This window comes from Tenacibaculum sp. XPcli2-G (assembly GCF_024124505.1).
Taxonomy (GTDB): domain Bacteria; phylum Bacteroidota; class Bacteroidia; order Flavobacteriales; family Flavobacteriaceae; genus Polaribacter; species Polaribacter mesophilus.
Genome location: NZ_JAMXSH010000005.1, coordinates 77,524 through 94,537, shown reverse-complemented (window position 1 = coordinate 94,537; position 17,014 = coordinate 77,524). Strand labels below are relative to the sequence as shown.

11 protein-coding genes are annotated in these 17,014 nt (G+C 31.5%); 9 read left to right on the top strand and 2 right to left on the bottom strand.

Annotation, left to right across the window (positions count from 1 at the left end):
• The first annotated feature begins 83 nt into the window (after nucleotides 1-83).
• Complete coding sequence (locus NH341_RS13410) at nucleotides 84-2,531, top strand: TonB-dependent receptor domain-containing protein (RefSeq protein WP_047789711.1); 2,448 nt, start codon at nucleotides 84-86, stop codon at nucleotides 2,529-2,531.
• An 86-nt stretch (nucleotides 2,532-2,617) separates the two neighbouring features.
• Nucleotides 2,618-4,987: an outer membrane beta-barrel family protein gene (locus tag NH341_RS13405; protein ID WP_253057208.1), complete on the top strand. Its 2,370-nt coding sequence runs from the start codon at nucleotides 2,618-2,620 to the stop codon at nucleotides 4,985-4,987.
• A 58-nt stretch (nucleotides 4,988-5,045) separates the two neighbouring features.
• On the opposite strand, the gene NH341_RS13400 is transcribed toward NH341_RS13405, so the two are convergent.
• On the bottom strand, nucleotides 5,046-6,056 hold the full coding sequence (locus NH341_RS13400) for a 3-oxoacyl-ACP synthase III family protein (RefSeq protein ID WP_047789709.1): 1,011 nt from the start codon (nucleotides 6,054-6,056) through the stop codon (nucleotides 5,046-5,048).
• Between the two features lie 162 nt (nucleotides 6,057-6,218).
• Here NH341_RS13400 and htpG point away from each other — a divergent pair, with 162 nt between their 5' ends.
• The 7 genes from htpG to NH341_RS13365 all read left to right on the top strand — a co-directional run bounded on the left by htpG (nucleotide 6,219) and on the right by NH341_RS13365 (nucleotide 14,663).
• Nucleotides 6,219-8,132 (top strand): molecular chaperone HtpG, encoded by a 1,914-nt coding sequence (gene htpG / locus NH341_RS13395; protein WP_159611738.1) that lies wholly within the window; start codon nucleotides 6,219-6,221, stop codon nucleotides 8,130-8,132.
• 93 nt (nucleotides 8,133-8,225) lie between these two features.
• Nucleotides 8,226-10,040: a DUF885 family protein gene (locus NH341_RS13390; protein WP_159611740.1), complete on the top strand. Its 1,815-nt coding sequence runs from the start codon at nucleotides 8,226-8,228 to the stop codon at nucleotides 10,038-10,040.
• A gap of 80 nt (nucleotides 10,041-10,120) precedes the next feature.
• Complete coding sequence (locus NH341_RS13385) at nucleotides 10,121-11,293, top strand: nuclear transport factor 2 family protein (RefSeq protein WP_201284800.1); 1,173 nt, start codon at nucleotides 10,121-10,123, stop codon at nucleotides 11,291-11,293.
• Nucleotides 11,294-11,405: 112 nt separating this feature from the next.
• On the top strand, nucleotides 11,406-12,734 hold the full coding sequence (locus NH341_RS13380; protein WP_253057206.1) for a M28 family peptidase: 1,329 nt from the start codon (nucleotides 11,406-11,408) through the stop codon (nucleotides 12,732-12,734).
• Nucleotides 12,735-12,737: 3 nt separating this feature from the next.
• A complete protein-coding gene (locus NH341_RS13375) occupies nucleotides 12,738-13,304 on the top strand; it encodes a YdeI family protein (protein ID WP_253057204.1) in 567 nt (188 codons plus the stop codon).
• 34 nt (nucleotides 13,305-13,338) lie between these two features.
• A complete protein-coding gene (locus NH341_RS13370; protein WP_047789701.1) occupies nucleotides 13,339-13,866 on the top strand; it encodes an RNA polymerase sigma factor in 528 nt (175 codons plus the stop codon).
• Nucleotides 13,866-14,663 carry an anti-sigma factor domain-containing protein gene (locus NH341_RS13365; protein WP_047789700.1) on the top strand — a complete coding sequence of 266 codons (798 nt, stop codon included), beginning with the start codon at nucleotides 13,866-13,868 and terminating at the stop codon, nucleotides 14,661-14,663. The genes NH341_RS13370 and NH341_RS13365 overlap by 1 nt, the downstream gene beginning before the upstream one ends.
• Before the next feature lie 109 nt (nucleotides 14,664-14,772).
• Here NH341_RS13365 and NH341_RS13360 read toward each other — a convergent pair whose 3' ends face one another.
• Nucleotides 14,773-17,001, bottom strand: a complete 2,229-nt coding sequence (locus NH341_RS13360) for a TonB-dependent receptor domain-containing protein (RefSeq protein WP_253057202.1) — start codon at nucleotides 16,999-17,001, stop codon at nucleotides 14,773-14,775.
• Between the last annotated feature and the right edge of the window lie 13 nt (nucleotides 17,002-17,014).

Genomic DNA, 17,014 nt, shown 5'->3' with positions numbered 1-17,014 from the left:
ATACGTTAAACTCTCTTAAGTTAAGTAACAAAGTTAGGTAATAAAGAGTCTATTAAGCATCAAAACAATTCAAAACAACAAAAATGAAAAACATATTACTAATACTTTTAGCTGTATTTACTACAAGTATTTATGCACAAATGCCTAAAAGTAGCCTACCCAAACCAGGAGTAATTTCTGGTAAAGTAGTCGATCAAGCAACCAAGCAACCTCTTCCCTATGTAAATATTATAATCAAAGATATTGCCAAAAAAATTATTACTGGTGGAATTACTGATGACAATGGCTTATTCTCTATAAAAAATATACCTGAAGGAAATAGTATTGTTGAAGTTCAGTTTATAGGGTATAGAACATTCTCTAAACCTATTTCTGTAAGTCGTAAATCAAGCAATGTTAATTTGGGCACTATTCCTCTAGAGGAAGATAGCACTACTTTAGATGAAGTAGAAATTAGAGCAGAAACTTCTTCAGTAACTCAAAAAGTAGACAGAAAAGTTATTAACGTTGGTAAAGATTTGACCTCAGCAGGAGCTACTGCTTCTGATTTATTAAATAACGTACAATCTGTAAGTGTTGATAGCCAATCAGGTAACATTAGTTTGCGTGGTAACGAAAATGTACGTGTATTAGTTGATGGTAAACCTACCAACATTCCTGCTTCTGAGTTATTAAAACAAATACCTTCATCATCTATTAAAAGTGTTGAGTTAATTACCAATCCTTCTGCTAAATACAACCCTGAAGGAATGAGTGGTATTATTAATATAATTCTTAATAAAAATGCCAATATGGGCTTTAATGGTTCTATAAATACTGGAGTTGAAGCTGGTCATTATGTTCGTTACAATGCTTCTACAAACATGAATTACAAAACAGGAAAAGTGAACTTTTTTGGTAACTATGGCTTTAGAGGTGGTGATAATTACAATTTTGGATACATTAGTAGACCTGGAGAAAATTATCAAGACTTTATTTTTCAGAATGATGATGAATCACATTTATTTAAAATTGGAGCAGACATTTATTTAGATGATAAAAACACTCTTTCGCTTTACACAACTCAAAACTGGTTTAATGTTTTTGCTAAAGGACGTGCTATAATTACAGATAATAATGGTAATTTAATTGAACATTCACCTAATACTCAAAACAATGAAAGCCATAATCAAACCTATAATGTAAATTATAAACATGATTTTGAAAAAGAAGGACATAACATAGAGTTTGAAGCTAACTATTCTAAAAACAATGCTCCAAACTACTTAAATAATTACTTCTTAGAAGGTACTCAACCTGATTATTTCAATGATATTAATAATGATAGAAAAAGTACATTATTAAATTTAGATTATACAAACCCTATCTCTAAAAATGGTAAACTTGAGTTAGGTTTAGAGTATCGAGTAAATAATACCGACAATGTAAACCTAACAAACCAACAAATTGTATTAGAAGATATTAATGGAAATAAAACATATAGAGATGTAGGAGATTCTTATTTTACTTATGACAGAGATATTTATTCTGCTTACATAAACTATGGTCATAAGTTTGGAAAACTATCTATGCAATTAGGTGCCCGTTTTGAGCAATATAAAATTGAAGGAAACTTTACAGGACTAGATGAAAATGGTGATGTAAAGAAAGATAAAGTTACTGATGATATTTTCAGCGTATACCCTTCTGCTTTTTTTACTTACAATCCTAATGATGCAGATCAATTTCAGTTAAGCTATAGTAAAAGAGTTGATAGACCAGGAATACAGCAAGTAAACCCTATTAGAGAATGGAGTACTCCTTTAATTACTTCTGTAGGTAATCCTGATCTTGTTCCTCAATTTACAAACTCAGTTGAATTTAATTATACAAGAAAAATAAAAGGTGGTTCAATAACATTAGGAAGTTTTTATAGAAACATCACTGATGTAATTAATAGAGCTACTTACATGGATCCTTTAGATGAAACAAACACTAGGCAAATATTAACTTTTGCTAATTTTGATGACACAGATGCTTACGGTTTAGAATTTTCTGCTAGTTATAAGATAGCAAAATGGTGGAGAGCAAATGCTAGTATGGATTATTATTCTCAAAAGCAATTTGGAACTACTGATTTAAGCGACCCGAACTCACCAACTATTGAAGTTAAAACAGATATTTTTAATGCTCGTATAAGTAATAGTTTTACAGTATCTAAAAAATTACGTTTACAATTGTTTGCAATGTATAGAGGACCAAGAGAAGACATTCAATGGAATGTTGACCCTATGAAAATGGTAAATATTGGTGCTAATTATAGTATTCTTAAAGGAAAAGGAAATATTAACCTTAGAGTAAATGATATCTTTAACGATATGAGATTTAAGTTTAATTCTGAAAGGCCTTTTGTTCAAAATGGACGTTTTAAATGGGAAAGTAGAACTGCTTATATTGGATTTAACTATAGATTTGGTGGAGGAAAAAACAAAGCTCGTGCCAGAAAACAACGTGATAATAATGAAAAGCAAGGAGGCGGAGGCTTCATGTAGCATTACATTTCTTTAATTATTTAAAAAAAACGAAGTTAAATACTTCGTTTTTTTTATTTTTAGCAGAATTTCATTCCCTTCAATATATGAAAAGATTGCTAATATTAATTTTATTCCTAAGTACTTATTTGAGCCTAGCTCAAAACCTACAAGTTACAGGAACTATTTTAGATAAAAAAAATAACCAACCAATACCCTTCGTTACTATTTCTTGTAAAAATACTTCTGACAAAATACTTACTGGTAGTATCTCTGATGAAAAAGGGAATTTTAAAATTGAAAAACTTCCAAAGGAAAATTTACTTTTAACTTTTCAATTTATTGGTTACAGAGCTTTTGAAAAGAAAATTGATTTAAAAAAGAATAGTAAAATAGGGATAGTTTTTCTTGAAGAAAATACCACTCAATTAGATGAGGTTGAAATACAAGGAGAAACTTCAACTATTATTCAAAAAATTGACAGAAAAGTCATTAATGTAGGTAATGACTTAACAGCTTCTGGAGCCACCTCTTTAGAAATGCTTGAAAACATTCCTTCTGTAGATATTAATCAACTTTCTGGAACTATAAGTTTACGAGGTAATGAAAATGTTAGAGTTTTAGTGAATGGAAAACCTTCCAACGTAAATACAGCTCAATTATTAAAACAAATACCTTCCAACTCAGTAAAAAGTGTTGAAATAATTACAAATCCTTCAGCAAAATACACTCCTGAAGGTATGAGTGGTATTATCAACTTAATCCTAAAAAAGAACACCAAAATTGGTTTTAATGGTAGTATTATTGCAGGTATTAAGCACAGTAGAAACACCAAACCCGACATAATCTTAAACACCAATTACAAGGCAGGAGTTACTAATTTTTATCTAAACTATAATACTAGTTGGGGCGATTATGAAACTTTCAATAACTTAACAAGAGTAGACAGTAATCTGTCTCAAAACCTTTACTTTTTAAATAATTCTGAAAATCATAACATCAAATTTGGAATAGATATAGATCTTACAGCTAAAAGTATTTTATCTATATACACTTATCAAAATTTCGATAACAATAGTTTAATAACGAATACACTAGTAACCGAAAACAATTCTTTGACTTTTGACAATAGAAGTTTTTCTAATTACAATCAAAAAAATGAAACCTATAATGCTGATTATGTTTACAATTTTGATGATAAAGGACAGAATTTAGAGATTGAACTTAATCACTCTCTAACCAAAAATCCTGAAAAAACAACTAACGAAGAGTTTATAAATCCCAGTTCAAAAGAATATAATTATACAAATGACATTAAAGACACTCGTAAACTTTGGTTGTTGAACATTGATTATATAAAACCTATAAAGTCAGGAAAACTAGAATTAGGGTTTGAATTTAGAAAGCAAGATTTTTACAATCTAATACTTACCGATAGAGAAAACATAAATGATTCTGCTTCTCTTGAACCTATAGGAAATACAACGTTAAATTATGATAGAGATATTTATTCAGGATATATAAATTTCAACAAGGAGTTCAAAAAAATTTCAATTCAGACAGGTTTAAGATTAGAACAATTTTACCTAGATGCTCTTTTTTCGAATACAGAACAAGGAAACACCACTTTAAAAAATAATATTTTTAGTTGGTATCCTTCATTATCAATTCTATACAGCTTTACTGAAAAAGATAAGTTACAACTTGCCTATAGTAGGAGAATTGACAGACCTTCTGCATATCAGATAACACCAATTCAAGAGTGGTTTTCTCCTCTAACTATATCAAGAGGAAACCTTAATTTACAGCCGCAATTTACAAACTCTCTAGAGCTTAATTATACTAAAACAGTCACTAAAGGTTATATATCATTCGGAACATTTTATCGAAGAACAAATGAAAAAATTGGTCGACTATTGCAGCAAGATGAACAAAATTCAGACAAAGTCATTACTTCGTTTACCAATTACGATTATGCAGATAGTTATGGTATTGAACTTTCTTCTAGTTTTAAGCCAAAAAAATGGTGGACACTCAATTCTTCTTTTGAAACATACATTCAAGACTCTCAAGGTGTTTTAAATGGTAACTTTGAAACGGTAAAAAACACCTTAGTAAAAGGACGTATAAGCAACTCTTTTAAAGCTTCAAAAAAACTGAGCTTCCAGCTATCAGGTATTTTTAGAGGTAAAAGTAAAAACATTCAGTATTCTATAGAACCATATACTATGATTAATGCCGGAGCTAGGTTAAAGCTATTTGACGGTAAAGGAAGTATTACCTTAAGAAGTACTGACATTTTTAATAATGTAAATTTTGATTATACATCTAACACCCCTTTTATGCAAAAAGGAAAGTATACACTAGAGTACAACTCTGTCTACCTAGGATTTTCCTATAATTTTGGAAGTGGAAAAAACAAAAGTAAAGGCAGAAAATACAGAGATAATAATGAAGCACAAGGAGGTATGTTTTAATAAAAAATCCGAAGTTAATACTTCGGATTTATTTATTTTATAAGTAGGTAGTCTAACATTACCAACGAATCACTACCGATCCCCAAGTAAATCCACTACCAAAGGCAGCTAACACTACCAAATCACCATCATTTATTTTTCCTTTTTCCCAAGCTTCTGTCAATGCTATAATAACCGAAGCAGCAGTAGTATTACCATACTTCATAATATTATTATACACCTTGTCATCAGATAACTGGAACTTCTTTTGAATAAATTGTGCAATACGTAAATTCGCTTGATGAGGAATTAACATATCAATATCTTCCTTTTGCAGTCCGTTTGCTTGTAATCCTTCCATAATAGCTTCTGAAAAACGAACGACTGCATGCTTAAATACAAACTGACCGTTCATATATGGATAATACGAAGTATCATCTGGGTCATTGGCCTCTATGATTTCAGGAACCCAACGTCCTGTTGAAGGCCCTTCTAGCATTAATTCTTTCGCAAACTTTCCTTCAGAATGTAAGTGAGAAGATAAAATCCCTTTTCCTTCCTCTTCCGAACGTGATAAAACAGCTGCTCCTGCTCCATCTCCAAAAATTACAGTAACTCCACGACCACGTGTAGAACGTTCTAAACCACCTGAATGATTTTCAGAACCAATTACTAAAACATTTTTATACATTCCTGTTTTGATAAATTGATCAGCAACAGAAAGTGAATAAATAAAACCAGAACATTGGTTACGTACATCTAACGCACCAATTGTAGGCATATCTAATAAATCTTGAATTTGTACTCCACCTCCTGGAAAATATAATTCAGGACTCAACGTAGCAAAAATGATAAAATCAATATCATCTTTAGTCAATCCCGCACGCTCAATAGCTATTTTAGCGGCTTTTGCTCCCATTACTGATGTAGAATCATCAGAAGTTTTTGGGTCTATCCAACGACGCTCTTTTATACCAGTTCTCTCCTGAATCCATTCATCACTCGTCTCCATAAACTGAGTCAAGTCATCGTTAGTCACTACGTTCTCAGGAACATAATAACCTAATCCTGTAATTTTTGAGTTATACATATTTTTTATGTTGATTATTCTGTAGTTAACAAATTAAAAGCTTGTAAAAGTATGAATTTTATATAATTCGTACAAAAAGTGCCATCTTGTCACTAATTCTTATTTGGTATTTTTTTTGACTATTGATTCTGCAGAAAATAATATCAATTAAAATATATACTTATGAGTAAAGGAAACATTAATGTATCGGTTGAAAATATATTTCCACTGATTAAAAAATTCTTGTATTCTGACCACGAAATCTTTTTACGTGAATTAATTTCTAACGGAACTGATGCTACAACTAAATTAAAACATCTTATTTCAATTGGTGAAGCTAAGACAGAATTAGGCGATGCTAAAATTGAAATAAGTATCGATAAAGATGCGAAAACCCTAACCATTAAAGACCAAGGAATTGGTATGACAATGGATGAGGTTGAAAAATACATCAACCAAATCGCTTTTTCTGGTGCAGAAGAGTTCTTAGAAAAATACAAAGACGATAAAAACGAAACAGGTGTTATTGGTCACTTCGGATTAGGTTTCTATTCTGCTTTTATGGTAGCTGATAAAGTAGAAATTTTCACAAAATCATTCAAAGACGAGCCAGCTGCTCACTGGACATGTGATGGTTCACCTGAATATACTTTAGTGGAGCACGACAAGTCTGACAGAGGTACAGAAATTGTATTACATATTGCTGAAGATTCTACTGAATTTTTAGAAGAAGGTAAAATCCGTGGACTATTAACAAAATATAATCGTTTCAACCAAGTTCCGATTAAATTTGGAACTAAGAAAATAAATGATCCAGATTTTACTCCAAAAACCACTAAAGACGAAGACGGTAAAGAAGTAACTGAGCCTCACAAACAAATTGAAGTTGATGATATCATCAATAATACTGAACCTGCATGGACTAAAAAACCAGCGGATTTGGAAGATGAAGATTATAAAAACTTCTACCGTGAATTGTATCCAATGCAATTTGAGGAGTCTTTATTCCATATTCACTTAAATGTAGACTATCCATTTAACTTAACAGGAATCTTATATTTCCCTAAGTTAACGCAGAACTTGGATATGCAAAAGGATAAAATTCAATTATACCAAAACCAAGTTTTTGTAACAGATAACGTAGAAGGAATCGTTCCTGATTTCTTACAAATGTTAAAAGGAGTAATTGATTCTCCAGACATCCCATTAAACGTTTCTCGTTCATACTTACAAGCAGACGGAGCTGTTAAAAAGATTTCTGGATACATCACTAAAAAAGTAGCAGATAAGCTTTCTTCTTTATTCAAAAATAATCGTGAAGATTTCGAACAAAAATGGAACGACATCAAGGTTATTATTGAGTACGGAATGTTATCGGAAGAGAAATTCTTTAGCAAAGCAAAGAAGTTTGCCTTATACCCTACTGTTGATGATAAATTCTTTACGTTTGATGAGTTAGTTGAAAAAACTAAAGATGCTCAAACTGACAAAGATGGAAATCACATCGTTTTATATGCCGCCAATAAAGATGCGCAACACAGTTATATTGAAGATGCAAAAGCCAAAGGCTATGAAGTATTGTTGTTAGACTCTCCTATCGTTTCGCATTTAATGCAAAAATTAGAAATGGAGTCTGGCGATGCTAAAGTACAATTCAAACGTGTAGATGCTGACCATATTGACAACTTAATTAAGAAAGACGATACAGTAATTTCTAAACTTTCTGACGAAGAAAAAGAGCAATTAAAACCTGTTATTGAAGGAGCTGTAAATAATACAAGTTATACAGTACAATTAGAAGCTATGGATTCTAGTGCTTCTCCTTTCATAATTACAGTACCAGAGTTCATGCGTCGTATGAAAGAAATGAGTGCTACTGGTGGAGGTGGAATGATGGGAATGGGTAACATGCCAGAAATGTATAACTTAGTAGTAAATACGAATCACGAATTAGTATCGGAAATATTAAATGCTGATGAAGACAAGCAAAAACAATTAGTTAAACAAGCATTTGATTTAGCTAAATTATCTCAAAACCTATTACATGGTGAAGAGTTAACAAATTTTATCAAACGTTCATATGAACTAATTAAATAATAGCGAATCGTCATAGATCATTTTTAAAAACCTCTTTGTGAAAACAGAGAGGTTTTCTTTTTAATATATTTGTTCACAATCAAAAATATAATCATGAAGAAAATCCTCTTAACCATTGTAGCTGCCACCACACTTTTTGCTTCTTGTAAACAAGAAAAAAAAGAAGCGGTTAACACTCCTACTCCAGAAAACATGGAGTTTAATCAGTTACTAAAAGACTATAACGAAGGGAAACTACAATTAAACCCTGTAAATGCAACTTTTGCGGGTGATAATCGTTTTAACGATTTATTTCCGAACACATTGTCAGACGAATATCAAACAAAAAGCAAGGAGTTTTACAAAAATTACAAAACAAAACTCAACAATTTTAAAGATACCGACTTAACCGAAAGTCAACAAATGAGTAAAGCTGTATTGGATTGGGATTGTGATATGGCATTGGCACAAGCTAGCTATAAAAACGACTTATTAATGCCTATTAACCAAATGTGGACAATTAACCTTACCATGGGGCAATTGGCAAGTGGTAGTAGCGCACAACCTTTTAAAAAAGTTGAAGATTACGACAATTGGTTAAGCAGATTAGACAAATACAACACGTGGTTACAATCGGCTAAAAAACGTATGCAACAAGGTATCAAAGAAAGATATGTTTTACCTAAATCATTAATCAAAAAAGTAATTCCTCAATTCGAAAGCTTAACTGTTGTAAAGAAGTCTTCTGAAGGAATTATCGATTTTTCTGAGCATTTATTCTATTCTCCAATAAACACTTTACCTGCAGATTTTTCTGAGGGTGATAAAACTAGATTAACAGAAGCGTATACCAATATATTGAATGATAAATTAATTCCGTCATTCAAAGCTATGTATGAGTTTTTAAAGACTGACTATTTAGCGGCTGGTAGAGAAAGTAGCGGTATTTCTGATATTCCTAACGGAACAGCATACTACCAACATGCTATCAAAAATTATACGACTACCAACATGACTGCTGATGAAATTCATGAATTAGGGCTAAAAGAAGTTGCTCGAATTTTATCAGAAATGGAGAAAGTAAAAGAACAAGTTGGATTTGAAGGAAACTTAAAAGAATTCTTTGATTTTGTTCGTAACAACAAAGAGTTAATGCCATATACTGAACCGCAACAAATTATTGATAACTTTAATGCGATTCACGAAAAAATGAAGCCACAATTAGAAAAATTATTTGGTAATAAGCCAAAAACTCCATTTGTGGTAAAGCAAACTGAAAAATTCAGAGAAGCTTCTGCTAGTGCTGAATACAACCCTGGTTCGTTAGACGGAACTCGTCCTGGAGTTTTCTATACACCAATTCCTAATGCTACTAAATACAATGTATTTTCTGATGAAGCTTTATTTTTACACGAGGCTATTCCGGGTCACCATTATCAAATTTCATTAACGCAAGAAAATGAAGACTTACCAGATTTTAGAAAAACGTTATGGTACAGCGCTTATGGTGAAGGTTGGGCTTTATATACTGAAAACTTAGGAAAAGAATTAGGTTTATATACAGATCCTTATCAATACTTCGGAATGTTAGGTATGGAAATGCACCGAGCTATTCGCTTAGTAGTTGACACAGGGATACACGCTAAAGGTTGGAGTCGTGAAAAAGCAATTCAATATTCATTAGATAATGAAGCGGAAGGTGAAGCTAGTATCATTTCTGAAATTGAGCGTTATATGGCGAATCCTGGACAAGCATTGTCATATAAGATCGGACAATTAAAAATCCGTGAATTACGCGCTAAGGCTAAAAAAGAATTGGGGGATAAATTCGATATTAAAGAATTCCACAATCAAGTTTTAGAAACTGGATGTATTCCGTTAGCACTTTTAGAAAACAAAATTGACAAGTGGATAGCTTCTCTAAAATAACTTTCTAAATCTTCATAAAAAGTCCGTTCTTATTATTTAGAGCGGACTTTTTTAGTATTTTAGACCTCAATTTATTTATTATGAAAAAGCTATTATACTCCCTATTTGTTACCTCATTTACTTTCGCTCAAACAAATACCGAAATTCATTTATTTGACATCAATTCTGAAGATGGACAATGGAAGGTGACCAATGGAAAAAATATTTCTAACAATGATGGATATGATAGTCAACCTTATTTTTATGATGAAAACACGATCCTATTTGCTTCCAATAGAAATGGACAAACCGATATTGTAAAATATTCTATAGATAGTGAAGCTAAGAGGTTTATTAATAACACACCAAATGGAAGTGAATATTCACCTCAACGAATTCCCAAGTCAAAAGATGTATCAACAGTACGTTTAGATAATAATGGTCTACAACGTTTTTATCAGTATAACTTTAAAACGGGCAAAAGTAAAGAAGTAATTAAAGACTTAGTAGTAGCATACCCTATGTGGTATACTAAAAACCTTGTAATTTCTTCCGTAATTGTAAATGATACTCTTCAACTTTATATGAGTGACTTAAAAAAGAACACTAACATTTCAATAGCTAAACAAACAGGACGTTCATTTCATAAAATTCCAAACTCTAACTTAGTTAGTTTTATGAAACAAAACGGTAAAAAATGGGAAGTTTGGTCATTAAACCCTTTTTCTAAAGAAACTAAAAAAATCGTGTCAACAGGTAAAAGTAAAGATGTTTGTTGGCTTCCTAATGGTACACTGTTAATTGCTTATCAGAATATGATTTTTCAATACAACCCTAAAACAGACAAAGAAATAACTGTTTTTCATCAGTTTGAAAATGAGAACATCAATAATATTTCAAGAATTATGGCAAACCCAGAAGGAACAAAACTAGCAATCGTAGCAGAAGTATCTCCCAGAGCTTTGGCACAAGAACAATTAGAAGCTTATAATAAAAGGGATATAGATGCATTTTTAAAACCTTACGCTAAAGGTGTAAAAGTATATAGTTACCCAAATAAATTAGAATATGAAGGTATTGAAGAAATGCGCAAACGATATGCCCCTAAGTTTGAAACAACAAAAGATTTACACTGTAAAATTATTAGTAGAATAGTTAAAGGAAATGTAGTGATAGATGAGGAAGAAGTTACAGCAAACGGAGCTACCTTTCATGCTGTCGCCATCTATGAAATAGTTAATGGTAAAATTGCTGTGGTTAGGTTTGTAAAATAAATTTATAAGTCTAACTTTTTCACAAAATACACTTCCACAATAAGTAAAAAGAGAATAAATACAATTTATTCTCTTTTTTGTTTTGTAATTTAGTAAGCTAAATTCCTTAATTATGAAAAAATTCATAGTACTATTCTTACTAACTTCTACAACAATATCAGCACAAACCGACACTAAAATATACGATATTATTAATGCTATTTCAGCAAATAGAATTAAATCAGATATTACTACACTAACAAATTTCGGTACCCGTCATACATTAAGCGATACTATTTCAAATACACGTGGAATTGGTGCAGCCCGTCGATGGATTAAGTCTGAATTCGACAAAATTTCTTCTAATTGCAACAACTGTTTAAAAGTATTTTACCAAAAAGACTTTGTAAAAAAAGGAACTAATAGCAGAATCACCAAAGATGTTTGGGTTGTTAATGTTGTTGCTATTCAAAAAGGAACAAAATATCCTAACAATTACATTGTAATGAGTGGTGATATAGATTCAAGAATTTCCGATCCTAATAACTTTATTGATGATGCTCCTGGGGCTAATGACAATGCCTCTGGAATGGCAGGAACTATTGAAGCAGCACGTGTATTAAGTAACTATACATTTGAAAATAGTATTATTTATGTAGGATTGTCTGGTGAAGAACAAGGCCTATTTGGTGGAAAAGGATTGGCTGCTTATGCCAAGGAAAAAAATTGGAATATTGTGGGAGTTATGAATAATGATATGATTGGAAACATAAAAGGTGTTGATGGAATTATAGACAATCGTACATTTAGAATCTTTTCTGAACCCGTACCTCCAACCGAAACTGAACGTCAACGAAAAGCACGTCGCTTTTATGGTGGTGAAGTGGACGGAATTTCACGTCAATTAGCACGTTATATTTATACAACAACTAAAACGTATATGCCAGAAATGAATCCGAAAATGATTTATCGCTTAGATAGGTTTGGTCGTGGCGGACATCACAGACCTTTTAACGATACAGGTTTTGCTGGCATTCGAATTATGGAAGCACATGAAAACTACACGCAACAACACCAAGATATTAGAACTGAAAATGGTATTGAATATGGAGACCGCTTAGAATTTGTAAATTTTGAATATGCTAAAAAATTAACTGCTGTAAATGCTATTAATTTAGCAAACATCGCTTCTGCTCCACCTTCTCCTAAAAATGTAGGAATTGGTGGTATTGTTGAAGCGTCTGCAAAATTACAATGGGATAAAGTTGATGGTGCTAAAGGGTACAAAATTTATTGGAGAGATACTACTTCCCCAACTTGGGATAACTTCAAATATGTAGAAAAAACTACTAAGTTTACTTTAGAAGGAATTGTTCTTGACAACTACTTCTTTGGTGTAAGTGCTGTAGGAAAAAACGGACACGAAAGTATCGTTTCATTCCCTTCTAAAATTATACGTTAACAAATGGACGACAAACCTCACCTATATTTTAAAACAGACACAGAATGGCGTAAGTGGTTATTAGAAAACCATAACGAAAGTGATGGAGTTCATCTAATTTTATACAAAGTTAACGTAGACATACCTAGTATGCGTTGGGAAGAAGCTGTAAAAGTAGCTTTATGCTTTGGTTGGATAGATAGTACTGTAAAAAGTTTAGGTGATGGTAAAAGGCGACAATACTTCTGTCCTAGAAAACCTAAAAGTGTTTGGAGTGCTTTAAACAAGAAATATATTAAGGAACTAACTACTTCCAACTTAATCCACCCTGCTGGAATTGCGTCTGTTGAAATTGCTAAAAAAAATGGTTCTTGGAATGCTTTAGATGCTGTAGAAAACTTAATAATTCCAAAAGACCTACAGATTGAATTTGAGAAAAACCCCACTGCTCTTAACAACTTTCAAAATTTTGCTCCCTCTTACCGTAAGAACTACTTGTACTGGATACATCAAGCTAAAAGAGAAGCTACTAGAGTAAAACGAATTGATGAAATTATTCGTTTGTGTGAAGCTAATATTAAATCTAAATGATTTTTAGTATTTTGTACTCCAATCAATTAACTATATGCAACTAGAATCCCTCATTAAAAATTTTAAAAACAAAGATGTAAAAGCTTTTGAAAGCCTTTACGAAATGTACAAACAAAGCGTTACTGGTGTAGTTTTTAATATTGTTAGAGATCAAGCAATAGCTGAAGAAATAACACAAGATGTTTTTATAAAAGCTTGGAATAACGCAAACTCTTATTCTGAGAAAAAAGGACGTTTTTTTACATGGATTATCAATATTGCTAGAAATGCAGCTATTGATAAAACAAGGTCTAAAAACTTTAAAAACAGTTCTAAAAACCTTGATGCCGAAATTTTCGTAGATATATTAGAGAACCACGATAGCTTGGACTCTAAAACTGATGCAATTGGTATAAAAAACTTTGTAAACAAGTTAAAAGACACTTGTATCAAAGTTATAGAGCTTCTTTATTTTAAAGGCTTTACACAAAAGGAAGTTTCTGAAAGTTTAAAAATACCTCTTGGTACTGTAAAAACTAGAAGCCGAAATTGTATTAACGAATTAAGACTTATGCTTAAATAATGGCTACAAACAAACACATAGAATCTGGAATATTAGAACTATATATAGCTGGTGCTCTTTCTGATAAAGAAAATGAGCAAGTATATAGTTTGATGATGGAACATCCTGAGATTTTAGAAGAAGTAAAAGAAATTGAAAAATCAATTTCTATTCTTACTTCTCATGTTGCTCCTAAAGATGCTAAAAATTCTTTTAAAGACGTTTTAATAAAAATGTTACAAGAAAAAGAAGATTCAGCTAAAACAATTCCTTTACGAACATCTAAAAATAATTGGGTAACTTATACAGGGTGGGCTGCTGCTTTAGTAGTTGGTAGTACTTTAATTTTATCGTTAAATAAGAGTGCTAATTTACAAGGGCAAATAGACACTATTAATGAAGCTAAAGAACAATATGAAATTCAGTTAGATGAAACTAATGCTAATTTAGCTGAAAACAAAAAACTTTTAGCAGTAATAAGAAGTAAAGATATAGTTACAGTTCCTTTACAAGGACAAAAAGTATATCCTGAAGCCTATGCAAAGGTATATTGGAATAAAAACTCTAAAAATATTTTCTTAGATGTTCAAGGTTTACCTGATCCACCAGAAGGAAAAGTATACCAAGTATGGTCTTTAAAACTTGATCCGTTATCTCCAACTAGTTTAGGTACTATAGATAACTTTACTGCTAGTGATAGTAAAATATTTACTATTAACAATCCTAATGATTCACAAGCTTTTGGTATTACTCTTGAGCCAGCAGGTGGTAGCGAAACTCCTACTTTAGAACAATTATATACTCTAGGTGCAGTATAATAATCTATTTTATAAATTAATATAGCCGCTTAAAGCGGCTATATTTTTGTTGCCATTAATCCTTCTAAAAAATGACAACTTATCAAGCCCCCCCGGACTATCATTATCTTTAAAAAGAATATCGTATGGTGGCTTTTGCAGAAAACGGAGTTCCTGGTGTAAAATGAATTTCTTCTACAGAATTTGGTTCATTTTGCAACCTTGATTCTGTAGCAAACTGTGTTTCATTCCAAGCTACATCAAAAATATTTTCTAACGCTACACCTAGTGTTATATTATTTATTTTATAGCTAATATTCGCATCGGTAACAAAATAACCTTCTGCTACTATTGAATTATCTTCATTTGCTGCTCTGTCACCTATATATCTGTAATGAACTCCTCCTGAAAAGTTCTTATAATTATTTACTGATAATCCTCCTGTTACAGTCACTTTAGGAGCTAAAGGAATATTGTTTTCTCCTGACGGATCGTCAACACTTTCTGCTTTTGTAAAAGTAGCATCACTATCAAAATACAACCAATCTGTTAGCTGATATCTAAGACCTAAATCAATACCATAACGCTGTGCTTCTCCTGAAGGTTCTACAATACCAGCATCTCCAACATATACTAACTCATCTTCTGAAAGTAAGTACCATAATGCTGTATTTATAGCTATTTTTGAGGTTGGTTTCCAAACGGTTCCTAAATCAACACCATAAGCTCTAGGTAATGTTTTCCTATTAGGTTGTGTAGCTACTACTCTAGTATCGTTTGAGTGAAAGCCTATTCCTGATTTTAAAAACCATTGAATTTTTTCATTTGGAGTATAAGTAACATTTATCTTAGGATTAACTACTACTTGTGATTCAGAAAACGTTTTGTATTCATCTAGTAAATAATCATTGTAGTTAAATTTTAAATAATCTAAACGTAAAGCTGGTGCCACCATAAATTTTCCAAACTCAAACTCACTATTTACAAAAGCATAATAGTTAGTTTGATTTACCTTTCCTAATTGAATTCGATCTAACACTTCTTTTCTTTGAAGTGTATGTGATAACTCTAAGTTATCTACAATATCAGCACGTAAACCTGTTCCAAAAGTTAACTCTACTGGTGTATTTGATATATGGGTTTTCTTTTTAAACTGTGTATTGAACCCGAAGACATCTCTATTTTCAGTTTGCTTTATTTGATCTCCGTTCACAGGATCATCTAAAAAGAAGGTAAAGTTTGAAAATAAATTAAAATTATAATTTGAATAAAAAACATTTGAAGTTACGCTAACATCGTTCTTTAAAACTTTTGAGTGTTCTAAGTTTATGTTTGTTCTTGATGTTGTTCCTCCTTCAGTATCATCAATTGAACCAAAACGAGTAATATTTCCATTATCAACTTCTCTTTGCGGTATTTGTCCAGAAGCATCCCATTTACTCGTAAAATGTGAAGCTGATAATGATAAATTACTATTGTCTTTTAAAAAGGTTCTATACTTCGTAAAAATATTAATTCGACTAAAATTCTGAGGAGATTCTACAAAACCATCTGTTTCTAAATATTCAATAGCAACATAAGCATTATCTGTATTGTTTTTATCTAACAAATTAAACATTCCTAAAGTTCTAAATGTATTGAACTGACCTATACCTACTTCTACTTGACTATTTTCTAAATATGTTTTTGTTTTAAAATCTACATATCCTGCTGTATTAAAGTCTCCTTTGCTTGCGTAATAAGGCCCTTTTCCGAAGTTAATTTTTTCGATGGTTTCTGGAATTATAAAGTGTAAATCACTGTACCCTTGTCCGTGTGCATGAGAAACCATATTTACTGGTGTTCCGTCTACCGACAACGCTATATCTGTACCGTGATCAATATCAAAACCTCTTAAAAATATTTGTTCCGCTTTTCCTCCACCAGCATGTTGACCTATGAAAAGTCCTGGTACTCGTTGTAATATTTGTTGAGATGAACTTACTGGTTTTTTATCTAAATCAACTCTTACAATTGTTTGTAATGGATCTCTCTTGTTAGATAATACCATCTCATCTAACAAAAAACTTTTCATTTCTAAAATAATTGTTTTTGGAGAGCTTAGATCGTCACTACCTAATTCTAAGTTGATTTTTTTGTATCCTAGAATTCCAAATTCAATAATATCTCCTACTTTTGAATTATCTAAGATAAATTCTCCATTAACTTTTGTGTGTGTATGGCTGTTACTAATAGTATTATATACATATACATTCTCTAAAGGCTTTTTGTTGGTATTTAATACCTTTCCTTTAAATTGTTGTGAAAATACATGGTAACTACCTAGCAATAATGCTAAAAATAAAATCTTTGTTTTCAAAATACTGAAGTTT

Coding starts and splice junctions, on each gene's coding strand:
- NH341_RS13410 (WP_047789711.1), top strand. CDS start 84: ATGAAAAACATATTACTAATACTTTTAGCTGTATTTACTACAAGTATT.
- NH341_RS13405 (WP_253057208.1), top strand. CDS start 2,618: ATGAAAAGATTGCTAATATTAATTTTATTCCTAAGTACTTATTTGAGC.
- NH341_RS13400 (WP_047789709.1), bottom strand. CDS start 6,056: ATGTATAACTCAAAAATTACAGGATTAGGTTATTATGTTCCTGAGAAC.
- htpG (WP_159611738.1), top strand. CDS start 6,219: ATGAGTAAAGGAAACATTAATGTATCGGTTGAAAATATATTTCCACTG.
- NH341_RS13390 (WP_159611740.1), top strand. CDS start 8,226: ATGAAGAAAATCCTCTTAACCATTGTAGCTGCCACCACACTTTTTGCT.
- NH341_RS13385 (WP_201284800.1), top strand. CDS start 10,121: ATGAAAAAGCTATTATACTCCCTATTTGTTACCTCATTTACTTTCGCT.
- NH341_RS13380 (WP_253057206.1), top strand. CDS start 11,406: ATGAAAAAATTCATAGTACTATTCTTACTAACTTCTACAACAATATCA.
- NH341_RS13375 (WP_253057204.1), top strand. CDS start 12,738: ATGGACGACAAACCTCACCTATATTTTAAAACAGACACAGAATGGCGT.
- NH341_RS13370 (WP_047789701.1), top strand. CDS start 13,339: ATGCAACTAGAATCCCTCATTAAAAATTTTAAAAACAAAGATGTAAAA.
- NH341_RS13365 (WP_047789700.1), top strand. CDS start 13,866: ATGGCTACAAACAAACACATAGAATCTGGAATATTAGAACTATATATA.